Here is a 14,380-nt window from a genome sequence, read left to right on the forward strand (position 1 = left end):
CGCGCCATTCGAGGAGCGTTTCTTCGCCCGGACGGATGCCGAAACAATCGGCGAGGACAGAAACGGAATGCAAGTTTCCAAACTCTGCATATTGACAGTCGGCAATCGCAAGCACTTGTCCATTTGACGTTCCAAGGTCCGGATCACATCGAACACGGTCATTGCAAGCTCGATCGCGACGACTAGGGCGGATCAGCTGGTGTTATCTGCACGGGACGCGGGGCTTTTTGCGTTTGCAAGGAACTCGCGATAAGAATGCTCTGAATCGATCAGGAGCAGGAAATTGAGCGATCGGCAAAAGATTATCTGGATGATAGTGCTGGCAATCCTTGCTGGTATCGCGGTGATCATGCTCAAACATTCGCTGAAGGGCGACCTTGGGTAGCTGCCTCCTTAAATGAGGCAACACAGCCCTGATCGATCAAGGTTGGTATGGGCTTTGGCCCGTCCCATTTCGGCCTGCTTGCAATGGCAGGTGTCCTGCCTGATGCGGAATCGACGAACGAAATGTGAGCGAAAAATGCAACTGACAGGCATGGTATCAGGCGCGGCGCTGTTGCTCGCTTCCGCCGCGGCAGCGAACGCCCATCCACATGTGTTTGCCGAAGCGACGCTGGACCTGACCGTCGGTCCAGACAGAACGCTCAAGTCGCTTCGGCATCTCTGGCGTTTCGACGACCTCTTTTCCAGCACCGTGCTGATGGAATTCGACAAGAATTCCGACCTTGTCCTTGATGCGAAGGAACTCGATGAAGTCGCTCTCACCGTCCATGCGTCGTTGGCCGAGTACAACTACTTTCAGATGGTGACCTTGAACGGCAAGGACGTGACGATGGCGCCACCGCCGAAGTTCAGCGTCAGCTATGAAAACGATCAACTCGTCGTCCAGTTCGAAACGCAGCCGAAGGACCCGTTGGCCCTTGCTGGAAAAGTCAGTATCGGTGTCTACGATCCGACCTTCTACACGGCAATCGATTTTACCGACGACGACAAGCTTGCGGTGGCCGGTCTGCCGCAAGGCTGCTCACGTTCCGTCGTCCGTCCAGATCCGGACACGGCCATCGCGCAGAACCAGAAGAGCCTGACAGACGCGTTCTTCAGTGATCCGACGGGGACCGATCTCGGCAAGATTTTCGCGACGCGCCTCGAATTGACGTGCGGCTGACCCGGAGCCGGTTCGATGGCAATGTTCCAGACGCTGGTCGAGTTCCAACGCACGATTTACCTGGCGCTGGCCGAGCAGATCAAACTGCTTGCGGCCGGCGGCGGTTGGCTGGCGTTCACGGCCTTTCTGCCCATGGGCATTCTGTTCGGTGCGGCGCATGCGCTGACGCCGGGCCATAGCAAGGCTGTCCTGGCCACCTATCTGGCAGGATCGGACGCCAGCGTCCGGCGTGGGCTTCTGGTGTCGCTGACACTCTCCTTCACGCATGTAACGATTGCCGTGCTGATCGCGGCGCTCTCGTTGCCGTTGGTATCGATTGCCCTGGGCAGTGTTGGCCGCGCCCCGCTGCTGGAAGACGTCAGTCGGGGCCTGCTTGGCCTGATCGGCATTTGGATGCTCTGGCGCGCATTGAGCCACGGCCATCACCACAAGCATGAGGGCGAGGCCGTCGGCGTCATGGCCGGCCTGATCCCATGCCCGCTGACGCTTTTCGTGATGACCTTTGCGATATCCAGAGGCGTTCCGGTCGCCGGCATTCTTTTTGCAATCACCATGATGGCCGGCGTGGCGCTGACGCTGTCTTGCGTTGCGATGCTGTCGATCCTGTTTCGTGAACGTCTGGTGCATTTTTTCGATAGCCGGCCACGCCTGTTCGATGCCATTTCCCGAGCCATTGAGGGCGCTGCCGGCTTGGCGCTTGCCGGCGTAGCCGTTTGGCAGATCACGTCGGGCTGAAATGCCGTGAACCAGATCGAGCGGTGGATCAAGACCCGTTTACCTGAAGGTCAGCCGTGTCTTCGTCGCGGCGCAAAGCTTCGACGCGCATCTGCGCTCGTCGGTGGAACAGACGGATAGGTGACGCCCGACGGTCGAAGTGGCGCCGGGCGACCCTGTATGCGCTAGATCATACGCTTGATGTCGATGTAGTCGCCTTCAGTCTGGATCGTCAAGGTCACGTCGCTGCCACCGCGGTTGCGCCAGAACCAACCGTGATTTCCATCGAAGGCGGCTTCAATGGCACCTTCGTCAGCTGGAACGCTGCGACCCTTTTCATAGCTGACGGACTGACCGCCGCCATCGCCGTGCGTCTCGAAGTTCACCACGCCACCGTCAGCTGTCCAGGAAAAGTTTGCCTTGGCGCCCTGCCGCATCACGAGCTTGACTTCGGCACCCTGGCCTGGCGCCAACGTGAAGGATAGCTCGTCTTGCCTTCCATCTGGCTGGATCGGGGCTTCCGAGGTTGCTTCGGTGGCAGGCGTTGTAGCAATGGCCGGAGCCTCGGCAGGAGCGATCTCTCCAACTGTCACATTGTCTTGGGCAACGGCCTCCCCAGTTGGCGACGGCTGCAAAGCAGGCCGTTCGGCGGTCAGGGCGACGAGGAGGTTTTCAATTCGGTCCATGCGCGCCATCAACTCGGCTGGAGGGACCATTTGCGTCATCCGCTCGGTTGGTGCCTTCGCGCTGGCCATTTCGTCGGCTGCCGCCTCGGCTGCCAGCTGTGTCTTGATTTCGCCCATTCTGGTGAGGCCGAGCAATCTGCCTGCTCCGGTCGGGTCGATCGCATACTCGGACGGCATGACGACCGTGATGAGCAATGCGAAAGCCGTCAGCGCGGCAATGAAGGTGGAGCGCTTGAGCTGCGCTGACGTCGGCAAATCGGCGCGGCTGGGAAGGTCGGTGTTGTACATGATTCGGTTCCTTATGCGGCGACGAACAGGCCGGTGAGCTGATATCCGATCAGCAGGAAACCAGCCGTCATCATGATGACGTTTGCGGTATAGGCGTGGCGCCAGAAACTTCGTGTCCGGCGCCAGTAGCCCATCACGATCAGGATGGCGCCAAGAGCCAAGAGCTGGCCGATCTCGACGCCGACATTGAAGGCCAAAAGGTTGGGCACCAGGCCGTCCGGCGAGATGTTGTATTCGATGATCTTCGTCGACAGGCCGAAACCATGGAAGAAGCCGAAGACCAGCGTCGCGATCTTGGTGTTCGGCTGGAAGCCGAGCCATCGCTGGAAAGAGCCCATATTGTCGAGCGCCTTGTAGACTACGGACAGGCCGATGATCGCGTCGATGATGTAGCTGTTGATGCCGACGTTGAAATAGACGCCGAGCAGCATGGTCGTGGAGTGGCCGAGCGCGAACAGGCTGACATAGATGCCGATATGCTTCATCCGGTAGAGGAAGAAGATTACCCCGAACAGGAACAGGATGTGGTCGTATCCGGTCACCATGTGCTTGGCGCCGAGATAGATGAAGGGCAGCACGTTGATGCCCGAGATTTCCTGGATGTAGCCCTTGTCGCCGGCAGCGACAGCATGGGCAAAGGCCGCTCCGGTCAGCAGCGGCAGGGTCAGGAGAGCGATAAGCAGGGGAAGGACGGATCGCCCACACGTGCGACGCGCGCGTGGTCGGCCCCGGTCGAAGGGTCCTTGCATAAAATTTCCAATCTTCGTCGTTGAGGGTGGCCGCGTGAGCGGCCGCGATCATGCGGCGAGGAATGGCCTCGGCGGTCGCTCAAGCCGGAATGTCGTGCCCGGATCGAGGAAAGTCGGCGGATAATTCAGCCAGCTCCGTTCGACCTGCGGAAAGGTCGGTGCGAACCCGACAGGCGTGCTCGCCGTCTCGTGCGAATGGTCTGCCGCATCGTGCCCGTGAAAATGGCCAGCGCTCTGCTCGTCGGCAACGCCGTCATCGTGTGCGTGGTCATGATCTTCGATCTGCGCGGCGGCTCTGCCGTGACGTTCAACCGCGGTGGCAATCGCGATCGGATCGTGTGAGGTCGAATAGCCGAAAGGACGCAGCACGCCGAACATCATCGCTAAAGCGATGACCAGACAAAAAACTGTGCTGTGGATCCGATTCGGCATGAACGGCGATTATTCTCCAAAATCCTAACGAATGGTTGTTGACTGCACCGGAATCGAGGCCTCTTTGAGGCTTGTTGTATCCCCTCCAAGAGGATAGTATCAAGAGATGAGCGAGCAGCCTCATACCCACGAAACCCATCCCGATATCGTCAAGCGCCTGAAGCGGGCTGGCGGACATCTGAAGGGCGTGATCGAAATGATCGAAGCGGGCCGGCCCTGCCTCGATCTTGCCCAGCAGCTCCATGCTGTCGAGAGGGCCATCGCGCAAGCCAAGAAGACCCTGATCCAGGATCATCTCAACCATTGCCTTGAAGACGTCGTCGGGCCGCTGGCGCGCGAGCAGCGCCGCTCGATCGACGAGTTCAAGGATATCACCAAGTACCTGTGAGAGAACACCATAATGGATAAGATACGCGACTGGTTCGGCTTCGGTCCGATGACGCAGGGCTTCGGCGGCCATGGACATGATCATGGTGATGGTGATGGCGGCCATGGCCACACCCACGGCGTCATCGATCCGACGATCGCCACGACGACGCGCGGCATCTGGGCAATCAAATGGTCATTCGTCGTTCTGGCCGTCACGGCAGCGCTCCAGCTTGTGGTCGTGTTCCTCTCCGGCAGCGTGGCGCTGCTGGCCGACACCATCCACAATATCGGCGACGCGGTCACCGCCGTCCCGCTGTGGATCGCCTTCATGCTGGTCCGCCGCAAACCGAGCAAGGCGTTCACCTACGGCCTGGGCCGCGTCGAGGATCTGGCCGGGATCGTCATCGTTCTCATCATTCTTTTCAGCGCCATCGTCGCAGGCTATGAAGCGATCGACAGGCTGATCAATCCGCGTCCCATCGCGTTTCTCGGCTGGGTCGCCATCGCCGGCCTCATAGGCTTCATCGGCAATGAAGCGGTGGCCGTATTTCGCATCCGCGTCGGCCGAGAGATCAACAGCGCGGCGCTGATCGCGGACGGCTACCATGCCCGCACCGACGGCTTCACCAGCCTGGCAGTCGTCCTTGGCGCTATCGGCGTCTGGCTGGGCTTTCCGCTTGCCGATCCGATCATCGGACTGTTGATCACCGTGGCGATCTTCGCCATCGTCTGGCAGTCGTCGAAAGCCGTCCTCACGCGCATGCTCGACGGAGTCGAGCCTGCCATCGTCGATGAAATCCATCATGCCGCCGAACACGTGTCCGGCATCGGGCGCGTTGAAAGCGTGCAGGCGCGCTGGATCGGACATCGTCTGCATGCCGACGTCGCCGTCAGTGTACCGGAGACGGCGACGGCCAAGGACGTGCTGGGCGTAACCGAAGCCCTCAAGCAGGAGTTGTTCGCCCACTTGCCGGCGTTGGCCGAAGCCAATGTCCGCCTGGTGAGCCCGGCCGGGCCGGCCGTCACTGGCGCAGAAACATTTCATGCTCACCATCATGCGCCGGCGCCCTTCAAGGTCGCCTGCGATCTGGCTGCAGGAACATTGGAAATCGTCGATACACCGGCTGGCGAGCGGATGCGGCTGACCATCGATCGCCACGCCGACGATCTGACGGCGACGGTGATCATCGATCGACCCGAAGGGCCAGAGACGCTTCGCCTCGAGCCCGCCGCTGACAACCATCATCGGCTTGAGAGCACCGTCGCCCCTGCCGAGCCGCATGAGTTCCAGGCGAGGTTGATCCTGGCCGCGAAGGGTCGCGAGCAGGTGCTGCCGTTCAAGATGGTCGAGCCGGAAGGTCACCATCACTGAGACAGGCAGGCCGTTCGCGCCAGTTCTCGACGAACCGTCATCCGCTGCAAGAAGACAAATATGCTTCAGGTCCTGGCCAATCGCACTTACCGTCATCTCTTCCTGGCCCAGGTCATCGCCCTGATCGGCACCGGCCTTGCCACCGTGGCGCTCGGGCTGCTGGCCTATGATCTTGCCGGCGCCGATTCCGGCGCGGTGCTCGGCACGGCGCTCGCCATCAAGATGATCGCCTATGTCGGCGTGGCGCCTGTCGCCGCTGCGTTCGCCGAGCGCCTGCCGCGCCGCACCATGCTGGTTTCGCTCGACCTCATCCGGGCTGCGGTCGCGGTGTTCCTGCCCTTCGTTACCGAAGTCTGGCAGGTATATCTTCTCATCTTCGTCCTGCAGTCGGCGTCGGCAGGCTTCACTCCGGCCTTCCAGGCCTCGATCCCTGACGTGCTGCCCGAGGAGAAGGACTACACGCGGGCCCTGTCGCTGTCGCGACTGGCCTACGACCTGGAAAGCGTCGTCAGTCCCATGCTGGCGGCGGCGCTGCTTTCCGTCATCAGCTTCCACGGCCTGTTCGCCGGTACGGTTGTCGGCTTCCTGGCGTCCGCGGCGCTGGTCGTCTCCGTGGTGCTGCCCAGCCCGCAAGCCTCGGAGCCGCGCGGCATCTATGAGCGCACGACGCGCGGAATCCGCATCTATCTGGCGACGCCGCGATTGCGCGGCCTGCTGGCGCTCAATCTCGCCATCGCGGCGGCAAGCGCGATGGTGATCGTCAACACGGTCGTCCTGGTACAGGCGCAGTTCGGCCTTTCCCAAAGCGACACGGCGCTGGCGCTCGCAGCCTTCGGCGGCGGATCGATGATTGCAGCCCTTGCCCTCCCGCGGCTTTTGGAAAATGTCCCGGACCGGGTTGCGATGCTCTCGGGCGCCGCGATCCTGGTCGCGGGCGTGCTGGTAGGACCGCTCGCCGGCAGCTACTATCTGCTGCTGCCGCTCTGGTTCGTGCTGGGGCTCGGCTATTCGCTGGCGCAGACGCCTTCGGGCCGATTGATCAGGCGTTCCGCCGATGCCGTCGACCGGCCCGCTCTGTTTGCTGCCCAATTCGCGCTTTCGCATGCCTGCTGGTTGATCACCTATCCCATTGCCGGGCGCGTCGGTGCAGCAATGGGATTGCCCTTCACCTTCATTCTGCTCGGCATCATTGGCGCCGCAGCCCTGCTTGCCGCGATCTGGCTCTGGCCGAAACACGATCCCGACGTGCTTGTGCATACGCATGTCGATCTGCCTAAGGACGACCGGCACATCGGCGACGCAGTATGGTCGGAAGCGGGCTATGAGCATTCGCATGGCTACGTCGTCGATGATCGGCACCCGAAATGGCCCACGGCAAGCTGAGAGCTCGAAATGTCTGGCGAGCTCGCCATCTATGGCGGTCTTTTCCTGACCGCGTTTGCCGCGGCGACCATTCTGCCGATGCAATCGGAAGCAGCCCTTGCGGGACTGCTCCTGACAGGAAGCCATGCTCCGGCTCTGCTCATCGCTTTCGCAGGCGCAGGCAATGTGCTCGGCTCGATCGTCAACTGGTGGCTCGGCCGGGGGATCGATCGCTTTCGCAACCGCAAATGGTTCCCGGTAAAGCCCTCCGCGTTGACGCGCGCGACGCGATGGTATCAGCGCTATGGACGATGGTCGCTGCTGTTGAGCTGGCTGCCTCTCGTCGGCGATCCGCTGACGGTCGTGGCGGGGGCGCTGCGGGAGCCATTCTGGAGCTTCCTTGCGATCGTCACGATCGCGAAGGTCGGCCGCTACCTCGCGCTGGCGGCGATGACGCTGAGCTGGACTTAGCGCTTGTCGAGACCCGCGCCGGCACGGCGACATTACGCGGGATGGCGCTTTCCTTTGCCAAGCGCAGCGCTGCGCGCCAACTTGGATTGGCGCCGAATATGTCTATACAAATGGGAATGCATGTGTACAATCGCTACCAATCAATCAAAAATGGGGAACTGAAATGATCACTCTCGACCGCCGCAATTTCCTTGTTTCCACCGCCGGCCTTGCCTTCGCCGCCGCGCTGCCACGCACCGCCTTTTCCGAAACCAACGACACGCTGAAGATTGCCATCTCCGCGGAGACCGGCGATCTCGACCTGCTGCAGAATGTTTCAACGCTGAGCACCTACACCATCGTCTTCGATGCGCTGATCCACTACGGCCAGAACGGTGCGCTTGAGCCGGGACTTGCCACCAAATGGACCATTGCCGACGATCAGCTTTCGATCGCTTTCGATCTGCGTGAAGGCGTGACCTTCAGCGACGGCACGCCGTTCGATTCCACCGCAGCCGAATGGAACCTCAAGCGATGGATGGGGGTGAGCGACTTCTCCTGGATCGGCATTTCCGATGCGTTCGACAGCATTGTCACCGATGGACCAAACAAGCTGACGGTCAAGCTGAAGCGACCGGTGCCGGCCGCACTGCTCGAACTCACCATCGTCCGCCCAGTTCGTTTCCTGTCGCCCAAGGCAGTCGACAAGGATGGCAAGCAGACGGCGCCGATCGGAACCGGTCCATGGATCGTCGAAAAATACGATTCGAGCGGCACCAGCCTCGTTCGCAACGACAAATACTGGGGCGAGAAGCCGCTTTTCAGCCGCATGGAATTGAAGGTGGTTCCCGATGAACTCGCTCGTGCCAACGGCCTCCGCTCAGGCGACCTCGATGTCATCGGTGGCGACTGGGTGGCGACGCTATCGCCGCGCCGCGCCCGTGCGCTGGAAAGCGACGGCATGAAGGTTGTTGCCGAGCCGGGCACCGCGACGATGCTGCTCGGCTATTCGCCGAAGTCGAAGATCATCGCCGACAAGGCCGTTCGCGATGCCGTCTATGCATCGGTCGACCGGGCGGCGATCGCCAAGGTCCTGTTCGAGGGCTTTGCCGACCCGGCCGCCGATCTGTTCCCGGCGAACGTGCCGTCGTCGGGCAAGCGGCATGACGTGCCGGTGCGTGACGTGGCGGCGGCCAAGAAGATACTTGCCGACGGGGGCTGGGCAGAGAGCGGCGGCGCCTGGACCAAGGCTGGCTCTCCTCTGACCATCGACTTTCTGGTTTCCGAAGAGTCCCTGCCGGGATCGCGGCGCATCGCCGAAATGATCCAGGGTCAATTGTCCGAGGTTGGTTTCCAGGTCCAAGTCTCCTCGGTGGACAATGCCACCATGCATGAACGGCGTCCGGCCTTCGACTATGATCTCGCTTTCTTCACCACCTATGGCGCGCCCTACGATCCGCACGGCACGCTGGGCAATGCCTTCGTCTCGACGGCGGACAGCGGGCCCGACGGCAAGATCTATGTCTCGGACGCGCTCGACGGCGTAGTCAAGGCTGCGCTCGAGGCGAGCGGCGCCGAACGCGACCTGAAGATGCAGGCCCTCTACGACTGGCTCTACGACAACACCGCCATCTGTCCGCTCGTCGTCAGCCAGCGGCTGTGGGCCCACAATCCGCGCGCGGAGAATTTCTCGCTTCCGGCGACCGACTATGACCTGCCGTTCAAGGCGATCACGCTGAAGGCCTGAAGAGTTCGAGCCCGAGTGAGGCCTGACGATGAAACGCACGATCCTGCGACGGATGCTGCTTGCCTGCCTTTTGATCCTGGCGGCATCCGCGCTGACATTCGCCCTGGTTGCGGCGGCTCCGGGCAATGTTGCGGCGCTCATTGCCGAGCGTGCGGCAGGTCCTGGCGCTGACGCGCAAATGATCGCCAAGATTGGCAACGAGCTCGGTCTCTACGACCCGTTGCCGATCCGCTACGGACGCTGGCTTTCCGGCGCGCTGGCCGGGGATTTCGGCATATCGCTGCGAACGGGAAAGCCGATCTCTTCGGAGTTTGCCGCCCGCATTCCGATGACGGCGGCTCTGCTTGCCGGCGGCGGCATTCTCGCCTTCATTTTCTCGATCGCGCTCGGCATTGCCGGCGCCGTCAGCAATGGTGGCGTGATGGACAGGTTCCTCCATGCATTTTCGCTGATCGGCGCGTCGACCCCGAACTTCTTCGTGGCGGCGCTGCTGGTCATCGTGTTTTCGGTCATGCTCGGCTGGGTGCCCACCTTCGGCACCAGCGGCTTCACCTCGTGGCTTCTGCCGTGGGTGACGATCGCGCTGTTCCCGGCCTCCGTTCTCAGCCGCGTCGTTCGGGTCAACCTCCAGGAAGCGATGTCGCGGCCGTTTGCGACAACGGGCTTCGCAAAAGGCTTTACCAGAACGCAGGTGCTGCTGCGCGAGGCGCTGCCCAACATCGCCATTCCGTTCCTGACGACATTCGGCGCGCAATTCACGCTGATGATCATCGGATCGATCGTCGTCGAGACGGTATTTGCATTGCGCGGCGTCGGTGCCTTTTTCATCGAGGCGATACGTTTCCGCGACTTCATCGGCATGCAGTCGGTGCTGCTGCTGTTTGTCGTCTTCTTCGTCATGGTCAATTTCATCGTCGACATGATCTGCATCGTCGCGGATCCGCGAATGCGCCGGGCGCGGGGAGCATGAGGCGATGAACATTTCCGCTATCAGGGACATCAAGGACTGGCCGTGGCTGGTGCTGCTCCCCGTAATCGGCTTTGTGCTGATCGGCATCTTCGCTCCTGCGATCATGCCTTACGATCCAAGTGCGCAGGACTATTCGGCGACACTGGAGGGCATGAGCTGGAACCACTGGCTCGGCACCGACTATCTCGGCCGAGACGTCTTCAGCCGCATCGTCGGTGGCGCCCGCATTTCCCTGGTGGCGATGGTGATCGTGCTTGTCGCCGCGCTGGCGATCGGCGTCACGATCGGCTCCTTCGCCGGCTATGTCGGCGGCCGTGTCGAGCTCGTCCTTATCAGCATCATCGACATTGCGCTGGCACTTCCCAGCTTGGTGATCGCGCTGGCGTTGATCGGCATTCTGGGCACCGGCTACTGGTCGATGATCACGGCGCTCACCCTGGCGTGGTGGGCGAACTATGCCCGCATGAGCCGCGCCGTCGTCACCGCCGAGCTGCAGCAGCCCTATATCGAGGCGGCCCGCGTGATGGGCGCCGGTCATCTGTGGATTTTTGTTCGCCATATCCTGCCGCATGTGCTTGCCCTCGTCGTGGTCTATGCAAGCGCCGACGCCGGCGCGCTTGTGCTGGCCATCGCCACGCTCAGCTTTCTCGGACTTGGCGTCGCACCGCCGACACCGGAATGGGGCCAGATGCTGGTCGACGGCATGAGCTACATCGAGGAGGTGCCGCGCCTCGTCGTGCTGCCCGGTCTGGCGCTGACGCTGGTCGTGGTCAGCTTCAACCTTCTGGGCGAAGCCTTCGCATTGCAAAAGGTGCCGCGGCCGGTTCGCGGCGCGACCTTGCGCAGACGCCGAAAGGCGCGCGCTCGCGAAGAAGCCGAGCGTAACGCCGTCGAAACGGGAACGACTTCAGCATGAGCGACGCTCAGCCGATCTATTCCATCGAAGATTTGGTCATCGACCTCTACGCCACCACCGTTTCGGTGCGGGCGGTGGACGGGGTGTCGTTCAACGTCCGTCCCGGAGAAACGGTCGCGGTCGTCGGCGAAAGCGGTTCGGGAAAGACCGTAATGACGCTCGGTCCGCTCGGCCTGCTGCCCGAGGGCGTGACCGTGGACATGAAGGGATCGGCGCGAGCCGACGGAAGCGAACTGCTCAGCATCGGTTCCCGGCAATTGTCGGACCTGCGCGGGCGCTATTTCGGCGTGATTTTCCAGGACCCGATGAGCGCGTTGAACCCGATGCTGAAAATCGGCCCGCAGCTGGCCCGCCAGGCGCGCCGCTTCGCCGGCCTGTCGCATGAGGCCGCGCGCAAGGAAGCGGTCTCGCTTCTGGCACGCTCCGGCATTCCGGACCCTGAGGATCGCTACAACCGCTATCCGCACGAAATGTCGGGCGGCATGCTGCAGCGGGCGATGATCGCGCTGGCGCTGGCGGCCCGGCCGCGCGTGCTGATCGCAGACGAGCCGACCACGGCGCTGGACGCCACCGTCCAGGCGCAAATCCTGGAGCTCATCCGTCAGATCCAGCGCGAGGATGGCATCGCGGTCGTGCTGATCACGCACGATATCGGCGTGGTCGCTTCCGTCGCCGACCGCGTCATCGTGCTTTACGCCGGCCAAGTGGCGGAGGAGGGGACGGCGATGGATGTGCTGACCCGGCCGGTCCATCCCTATACGCGCGGGCTGCTCGCATCGGTGCCGGATTTTCGCGCCGACGAACGCGCGGCGACCCGCGAGATACCGGGCCTGCCGCCAAACCAGATCCGGCTGGAACCGGGTTGCCGGTTTGCCGAGCGCTGCGAACTGGTCGAAGCCGGTTGCCGGCAGCACCGGCCGCCGTTGCAGACGATATCCGCGTCGACGAGCCCGCACCGTGTGGCTTGCCCGGTCGTGCTGAAACGAGAGGGGATCGCCGTCCATGTCTGATGTCGCGGCGATCGAGGTCAGGGGACTAAAGGTCCATTTCGCCAACCGTTCGGGTGTCGGCGCGGTGCGGGCGGTCGATGGCATAAACCTGACGGTCGCGCGCGGCGCGTTCCACGGCATCGTCGGCGAGTCCGGCTGCGGCAAGACCACGCTGGCCCGCACCATCGTCGGTTTGCAGAAGGAGAGCGAAGGCACCGTCCTGATTGGGGGAAGGGATCGCGCCGAATGGCTGAAATCGGACAGGAAGTCGTTCAGCCGCGAAGTCCAGTTCGTCTTTCAGGACCCGTTGGGGTCGATGAGCCGCCGCCAGAGCGTCTACCAGACGCTGGAGGAGCCGCTGCAGATCCATCGCTTCGGCTCATCAGTCGAGCGCCGCCGCCGCATCGCCGAGCTTCTGGACCTGGTTGCGCTGCCTGCGACGGTGCTCGACCGTTTGCCAAGGTCACTCTCCGGCGGCCAGCGGCAGCGCGTTTCGATTGCGCGCGCGCTTGCGCTGAAGCCGTCCATACTGGTCTGCGACGAACCGCTCAGCGCGCTCGATGTTTCGATCCGGGCGCAGATCGTCAACCTGTTCACGTCGCTGCAGAAGCAGCTTGGTCTGACCATTGTCATTGTCGCGCACGATCTGGCGATCGTCCGCGAGGTCTGCTCGGACGTGACGGTGATGTATCTCGGCCGCATCTCGGAAGCCGGCCTGACCCGCCCGCTGTTTCGCGAGCCGGCCCATCCCTACAGCCAGGCGCTGCTGTCGGCTGTTCCTTCTCCCGATCCCCGCATCGAAGCGGGACGCCGCCGGATCATTCTCGCCGGCGATCCGCCAAGCCCGAGCGCGCCGCCTCCGGGGTGTCGATTCAACACGCGCTGTCCGGTGGCGATCGATGTCTGCCGGGTCGAGGAACCAATGCTGCGATCCGTGCCGCATGGCGGCGTTGCAGCCTGTCATCTGGCCGATAGCGGCCGCCGCCCGGTTATCTGAAAGATGGCGTTTCTGCGCCCAACGCGTTTCGCGAAGCTGACCGTCATTGCCGGTGTCCTGCGCGAGCTTTTTCGGGTTTTCGTTTTGTTGGTCACTGCCGCCAAAGTCGGCCATTATCTTGTTCTTGCCGCCGTGACGCAGAGCGTCATCTGACGTCGCGAATCTTCTCGAAGCTGAGCTGGTTAGGTCGGCTGGTTCGAAGAAACCAGCCGAAGAGCCCCGTCTGATATAGGCGGACGGGAAGCCTAGTAGCTCTTTTTGACGGCGACCTTGTCGAGGGCTGCGCGCAGGCCTTCGCCAGCTTCTGCGCATCGCGCGACCGGTCAACCAAGCTACGGCGCAGCGCTCCAGCCAACAGCGACATTGTTAAGACATTCCTGTGGCCGCGCGCCAGGCCTGCACAACGAAGCTGTGCTGGTTCCAGATCATCAGCGCTCCACTCACAGCCATGAGCGCGACCACAAGGCCGCGGAACTGTCGTCCACTCAGGCGTTCGAGCCAAGGCTTGGCCAGCAGATTGGCAAGGGCAGCGCCCAAACCCGCGGCTACGCCGTACATGACCGCCTGACCACCGAGCGCGCCGAGTCCGGTGAATACCGCGATCTTGATGACATCTGTCACAAACGAGTTCACCGATTTCGTGGCGACCAACGTCTCCTTCTCCGAACCGTAGTTCAGATAGAGCGAATTCAAGACGGGTCCCACCGTGCCCATCAGCGCCGACAACAGCGCGACGATCAGGCCGGCCGGGAGGAACCACCAGCGGCGGGCTCGGTAGCTCCGCTCGCGCGCGCCGCCGCGAAATTCCCAGACTGCACTGATCAGATAGATCCCTATGAGTATCTGGAGCCATTCCGCCCGACTGTTGGCGAAGAGCCAGGAGCCCGCAGCGGCGCCGGCGATGGCGCCGGGCAGGTACCAACGGACCAGGCTCCAATCGATGTCGCGCCGGAAGGCCAGGGCGCGAATGGGATTGCCGATGAGCTCGGTCAAGGTGATGACCGGCGCAACCGCCGCGCTCGCTGTGATGAAAGTCACGGCGGGGATCAGCAATAGACCTCCGCCTCCGGCCGAGAGGGTGTTCAGCGCCCAGGTGAGGAACCCCGCCAACGCCAGGAGGCCTAGTCTAATCCAGTCCATCGGATCAGAACGAAGCGGGCCTTCGATCGTTCCG

The 14,380-nt window shown here is 62.5% G+C and carries 16 protein-coding genes; 12 read left to right on the plus strand and 4 right to left on the minus strand.

Features of this window, described 5'->3' with window-relative positions:
* Positions 1-520: 520 nt before the first annotated feature.
* The gene (locus NKI85_RS13385) at positions 521-1,165 is read left to right on the plus strand and encodes a DUF1007 family protein (RefSeq protein ID WP_502898595.1); all 645 of its coding nucleotides are present in this window, start codon (positions 521-523) and stop codon (positions 1,163-1,165) included.
* Positions 1,166-1,186: 21 nt separating this feature from the next.
* Complete coding sequence (locus NKI85_RS13390) at positions 1,187-1,900, plus strand: HoxN/HupN/NixA family nickel/cobalt transporter (RefSeq protein ID WP_352527389.1); 714 nt, start codon at positions 1,187-1,189, stop codon at positions 1,898-1,900.
* Positions 1,901-2,064: 164 nt separating this feature from the next.
* Here the strand turns inward: NKI85_RS13390 and NKI85_RS13395 are convergent, their stop codons facing one another.
* The 3 genes from NKI85_RS13395 to NKI85_RS13405 are packed head-to-tail and all read right to left on the minus strand — an operon-like array spanning position 2,065 to position 4,034.
* Positions 2,065-2,853: a hypothetical protein gene (locus tag NKI85_RS13395; RefSeq protein ID WP_352527311.1), complete on the minus strand. Its 789-nt coding sequence runs from the start codon at positions 2,851-2,853 to the stop codon at positions 2,065-2,067.
* Positions 2,854-2,864: 11 nt separating this feature from the next.
* A complete protein-coding gene (locus NKI85_RS13400) occupies positions 2,865-3,602 on the minus strand; it encodes a HupE/UreJ family protein (protein WP_352495696.1) in 738 nt (245 codons plus the stop codon).
* Positions 3,603-3,650: 48 nt separating this feature from the next.
* Positions 3,651-4,034 (minus strand): hypothetical protein, encoded by a 384-nt coding sequence (locus NKI85_RS13405; RefSeq protein ID WP_352527312.1) that lies wholly within the window; start codon positions 4,032-4,034, stop codon positions 3,651-3,653.
* A gap of 106 nt (positions 4,035-4,140) precedes the next feature.
* Between NKI85_RS13405 and NKI85_RS13410 the strand changes: the two genes are divergently transcribed.
* From NKI85_RS13410 to NKI85_RS13455, 10 genes are all read left to right on the plus strand, one after another.
* Positions 4,141-4,422 carry a metal-sensing transcriptional repressor gene (locus tag NKI85_RS13410; protein WP_352495699.1) on the plus strand — a complete coding sequence of 94 codons (282 nt, stop codon included), beginning with the start codon at positions 4,141-4,143 and terminating at the stop codon, positions 4,420-4,422.
* A 9-nt stretch (positions 4,423-4,431) separates the two neighbouring features.
* A complete protein-coding gene (locus NKI85_RS13415; RefSeq protein WP_352527390.1) occupies positions 4,432-5,775 on the plus strand; it encodes a cation diffusion facilitator family transporter in 1,344 nt (447 codons plus the stop codon).
* Positions 5,776-5,835: 60 nt separating this feature from the next.
* Positions 5,836-7,158 carry an MFS transporter gene (locus tag NKI85_RS13420; RefSeq protein ID WP_352527313.1) on the plus strand — a complete coding sequence of 441 codons (1,323 nt, stop codon included), beginning with the start codon at positions 5,836-5,838 and terminating at the stop codon, positions 7,156-7,158.
* 9 nt (positions 7,159-7,167) lie between these two features.
* Positions 7,168-7,608 carry a YqaA family protein gene (locus NKI85_RS13425; RefSeq protein WP_352527314.1) on the plus strand — a complete coding sequence of 147 codons (441 nt, stop codon included), beginning with the start codon at positions 7,168-7,170 and terminating at the stop codon, positions 7,606-7,608.
* Positions 7,609-7,771: 163 nt separating this feature from the next.
* Positions 7,772-9,334, plus strand: coding sequence for an ABC transporter substrate-binding protein (locus NKI85_RS13430; RefSeq protein ID WP_352527315.1), 1,563 nt, complete (start codon positions 7,772-7,774; stop codon positions 9,332-9,334).
* Positions 9,335-9,362: 28 nt separating this feature from the next.
* Positions 9,363-10,304, plus strand: coding sequence for an ABC transporter permease (locus NKI85_RS13435; protein WP_352527316.1), 942 nt, complete (start codon positions 9,363-9,365; stop codon positions 10,302-10,304).
* Positions 10,305-10,308: 4 nt separating this feature from the next.
* Positions 10,309-11,220, plus strand: coding sequence for an ABC transporter permease (locus tag NKI85_RS13440; protein ID WP_352527317.1), 912 nt, complete (start codon positions 10,309-10,311; stop codon positions 11,218-11,220).
* Positions 11,217-12,230 carry an ABC transporter ATP-binding protein gene (locus tag NKI85_RS13445; RefSeq protein WP_023722128.1) on the plus strand — a complete coding sequence of 338 codons (1,014 nt, stop codon included), beginning with the start codon at positions 11,217-11,219 and terminating at the stop codon, positions 12,228-12,230. Before NKI85_RS13440 ends, NKI85_RS13445 begins: the two co-directional genes overlap by 4 nt.
* Positions 12,223-13,206 (plus strand): oligopeptide/dipeptide ABC transporter ATP-binding protein, encoded by a 984-nt coding sequence (locus tag NKI85_RS13450; RefSeq protein ID WP_352527318.1) that lies wholly within the window; start codon positions 12,223-12,225, stop codon positions 13,204-13,206. Before NKI85_RS13445 ends, NKI85_RS13450 begins: the two co-directional genes overlap by 8 nt.
* Before the next feature lie 3 nt (positions 13,207-13,209).
* Positions 13,210-13,359, plus strand: coding sequence for a hypothetical protein (locus NKI85_RS13455; protein WP_502896090.1), 150 nt, complete (start codon positions 13,210-13,212; stop codon positions 13,357-13,359).
* Between the two features lie 213 nt (positions 13,360-13,572).
* Here NKI85_RS13455 and NKI85_RS13460 read toward each other — a convergent pair whose 3' ends face one another.
* Positions 13,573-14,346 (minus strand): sulfite exporter TauE/SafE family protein, encoded by a 774-nt coding sequence (locus tag NKI85_RS13460; protein WP_352527391.1) that lies wholly within the window; start codon positions 14,344-14,346, stop codon positions 13,573-13,575.
* Positions 14,347-14,380 lie beyond the last annotated feature (34 nt).

The organism is Mesorhizobium sp. M0571, from assembly GCF_040320985.1.
GTDB lineage: Bacteria > Pseudomonadota > Alphaproteobacteria > Rhizobiales > Rhizobiaceae > Mesorhizobium.

Excerpts from the sequence above, each read along its gene's own strand:
- NKI85_RS13385 (WP_502898595.1), top strand. The coding sequence starts at position 521 with ATGCAACTGACAGGCATGGTATCAGGCGCGGCGCTGTTGCTCGCTTCC.
- NKI85_RS13390 (WP_352527389.1), top strand. The coding sequence starts at position 1,187 with ATGTTCCAGACGCTGGTCGAGTTCCAACGCACGATTTACCTGGCGCTG.
- NKI85_RS13395 (WP_352527311.1), bottom strand. The coding sequence starts at position 2,853 with ATGTACAACACCGACCTTCCCAGCCGCGCCGATTTGCCGACGTCAGCG.
- NKI85_RS13400 (WP_352495696.1), bottom strand. The coding sequence starts at position 3,602 with ATGCAAGGACCCTTCGACCGGGGCCGACCACGCGCGCGTCGCACGTGT.
- NKI85_RS13405 (WP_352527312.1), bottom strand. The coding sequence starts at position 4,034 with ATGCCGAATCGGATCCACAGCACAGTTTTTTGTCTGGTCATCGCTTTA.
- NKI85_RS13410 (WP_352495699.1), top strand. The coding sequence starts at position 4,141 with ATGAGCGAGCAGCCTCATACCCACGAAACCCATCCCGATATCGTCAAG.
- NKI85_RS13420 (WP_352527313.1), top strand. The coding sequence starts at position 5,836 with ATGCTTCAGGTCCTGGCCAATCGCACTTACCGTCATCTCTTCCTGGCC.
- NKI85_RS13425 (WP_352527314.1), top strand. The coding sequence starts at position 7,168 with ATGTCTGGCGAGCTCGCCATCTATGGCGGTCTTTTCCTGACCGCGTTT.
- NKI85_RS13430 (WP_352527315.1), top strand. The coding sequence starts at position 7,772 with ATGATCACTCTCGACCGCCGCAATTTCCTTGTTTCCACCGCCGGCCTT.
- NKI85_RS13435 (WP_352527316.1), top strand. The coding sequence starts at position 9,363 with ATGAAACGCACGATCCTGCGACGGATGCTGCTTGCCTGCCTTTTGATC.
- NKI85_RS13440 (WP_352527317.1), top strand. The coding sequence starts at position 10,309 with ATGAACATTTCCGCTATCAGGGACATCAAGGACTGGCCGTGGCTGGTG.
- NKI85_RS13445 (WP_023722128.1), top strand. The coding sequence starts at position 11,217 with ATGAGCGACGCTCAGCCGATCTATTCCATCGAAGATTTGGTCATCGAC.
- NKI85_RS13450 (WP_352527318.1), top strand. The coding sequence starts at position 12,223 with ATGTCTGATGTCGCGGCGATCGAGGTCAGGGGACTAAAGGTCCATTTC.
- NKI85_RS13455 (WP_502896090.1), top strand. The coding sequence starts at position 13,210 with ATGGCGTTTCTGCGCCCAACGCGTTTCGCGAAGCTGACCGTCATTGCC.
- NKI85_RS13460 (WP_352527391.1), bottom strand. The coding sequence starts at position 14,346 with ATGGACTGGATTAGACTAGGCCTCCTGGCGTTGGCGGGGTTCCTCACC.